The sequence below is a fragment of the Mesorhizobium sp. B3-1-8 genome, assembly GCF_006439495.1.
Lineage (GTDB): Bacteria > Pseudomonadota > Alphaproteobacteria > Rhizobiales > Rhizobiaceae > Mesorhizobium.
The window spans coordinates 1-1,700 of the sequence record NZ_VFTK01000082.1; the positions used below are offsets into that span (position 1 = coordinate 1).

A 1,700-nucleotide genomic window follows, 5' to 3' on the forward strand; every position below is an offset into this window, starting at 1 on the left:
CAGCAGGCTGTTGCTGCTTGTCTGCCAGAGATAGCCACCAATCCATGTGTTGGTGTATCCGGTCGCGGATACACCCAAGGCCTGAGCAGCGCTTATGTCCGCCGCCGCGGTCGTAACTGCCAAACTGAAATCTTCAATCGTATCGGCGCCATCCCCCCGCCGGTACACGTATCGGTCGCTGCCGCCTTCACCGTTCTCATAATCATTGCCGGTGCCGCCGACCAGAGTGTCGTCGCCCGTTCCAGCTGAGAGGACATCATTTCCTGCGCCGCCATAAATGATATCCGCTCCAGTATTGCCCCGGAGAGTTTCGTTTCCGGCAAGTCCGAAGATGATGTTGGAGCCTGTGCCACCGTTTGCCGCCGCGCCGGCAGATCTCGCCACGACCAAGTTCATTGCGCTCAGGCCGTCGAGTTGAAGCTTCTCGATTTTTCCGATCGCGTTCCCGTGCGAGTCCGCGATCCCATATTGGCTCAGATTGATGCTGTCACCTGCGGGACCACCGGCAATGGTGACAAGTAGATTGTCCAGACCGGGGCCTCCCCACGCAAATGACAAGTTATCGGCGGTGATGCCGCCTGTCAGCTTGAGCGTATCGGAGCCCGACGTAGCCCCAGCCTTCAGAAGCGAGTTGGTGCTGGCTTGCCAATAGTAACCTCCGACCCACGTATCGACGATACCACCGGCCTTCACGTTGAGGGCGTTTGCCGCATTGATGTCTGAGCTAGCCGTTGTCGCCGCAACAGTAAAGTCTTCGATCCTGTCGGCACCATCACCCCGTTGGTAGACCAGAGTGTCTGAGCCATCGCCGCCGTTCATATAGTCTGCGCCGACGCCCCCATAGACAGTGTCGTCACCGTTGTTGCCCAGAAGGAAGTCGTTGCCGGCACCACCGTAGATAGTGTCATTGCCACTGCCGGCGTCGAGCATGTTGTCACCCGAATTGCCGGTCAGCACGTTGGCCGAGGTATTGCCATTGCCGTTGATCGAAGCCGTGCCCGTCAGAGTCAGATTTTCAACATCAGAGTCTGAGATCGTGTAGGTAACGGAGCTCAGCACCGTGTCGGTGCCCTGGCTGGCCGCTTCGCTGACCTGGTCCGAGGCGTTGTCAACAACATAGGTGTCGTTGCCGGCTCCGCCGTTCATCGTGTCGGCACCAATCCCGCCATCGATAAAGTCGTCGCCGGCACCAGCGTTGATCGTGTCATTGCCGGCGCCGCCATTGATCTGGTCATCTCCAGCGCTGCCGGTGATTGTGTCGTTGGTCGTGCCGGGCGACATGAATTCGACCCCGACGCTTGTGGTCGTGCCTGTTCCCGTCGTGGCGTTGGCTGTTATGACTGACGTCGATTGGCCATCGGCGCTAACATCCATGGTGACCGTCTGTGTGACTGTGCCGCTGGAATTGTAGTCGGTGACAATCTTCTGGATGGAGCCATCGATCCGGGTAACCGCAACTTCCTTGTGCTCGTACGTGCCGTTGTTGTCTGCATCCTTGAGAAGCGTCGTGGTCATGCCGTCGGCGCTTACTGTCAGGATGCCCTTTTGGGTAACAGGGCCATTCCAGGTGGCATGCCCGGATATCTGGGTAACGACCGATCCATCGATTTGGACCTGCGCGATGGCCGTGACTTCATAGCCGGACACCCCTGGGTTCTCAACCGACACGGGATTTGTGCCGCTGCCGCCGTAGTCATACC

General features: G+C 58.6%; 1 protein-coding gene. It reads right to left on the reverse strand.

The window, feature by feature from the left end:
- Positions 1-1,700, reverse strand: a 1,700-nt coding sequence (locus tag FJ424_RS33315; RefSeq protein ID WP_140786398.1) for a calcium-binding protein, incomplete at both ends; no start/stop codon positions are given.